The 664-nt window shown below is 61.7% G+C and carries 1 protein-coding gene; it reads right to left on the minus strand.

Annotated features, from left to right (window positions below; all coding sequences use genetic code 11):
* Positions 1–664 (minus strand): hypothetical protein (locus tag EN780_RS39360; RefSeq protein WP_189557100.1); only part of this gene is annotated, 664 nt, incomplete at both ends.

Raw genomic sequence — 664 nt, forward strand, 5'->3', positions numbered from 1 at the left:
CAAAGGCGCACCGGTACCGAGCGGCAAGAGCAGGAGCTGCCGGAGCATCGCTCTGAATTTGTCATGCCAATAACTGGTAGCGCGAACGAGTTCGCCCCAGGATTCCACCCTGTCGTCGGGCATACTTCGCGGTTCCTGCTCATCCGACAGCAGCTCCTGGAATTGCTCTTCGAGCGGTGCCGAAGGAGAGATCGCGCCGCGAAGCCAAGCTCTGGCCAGCAACAATTGCGCGATCGTTCCGGCTATCGACCAGGCATCCTCTTCCTGCGCCAGACGCCGCTTAATCTGCACAGATGTGAGTTCGGCCAGCCGGCGCAGCAGCCGCGCGACAGCCCGTCGGTTGCTCTCCTGCTGAACGGGCTGCAAATCGGCACCGAGACGTGTCGTCAGATAAGCCTCAATCCCGCGTATCGCCCAATCCTCCCGCGGTATCACGAAATGACGGGCATCTGTCCGACCAGAGCCTTCGAGCTTCACCGCGTCCCTGGTGAAAATCCGCTCCCATAGTCCGGGAGCCGGATCCGCCAGCATTTCACGAGCGTCGGCCATCAACTCGCTCAGGAGCAGTTCCCAGACGCTGGGATCGCTGATCGGCTTTCCATCGCGCCATGTCTGAGCCTGCTCGACAAGCGATCTAAGCCGCGCCTGCGACACTGTCTGCGGC

This window comes from Mesorhizobium sp. M4B.F.Ca.ET.089.01.1.1 (genome assembly GCF_004022605.1).
Classification (GTDB): Bacteria; Pseudomonadota; Alphaproteobacteria; order Rhizobiales; family Rhizobiaceae; genus Mesorhizobium; species Mesorhizobium abyssinicae.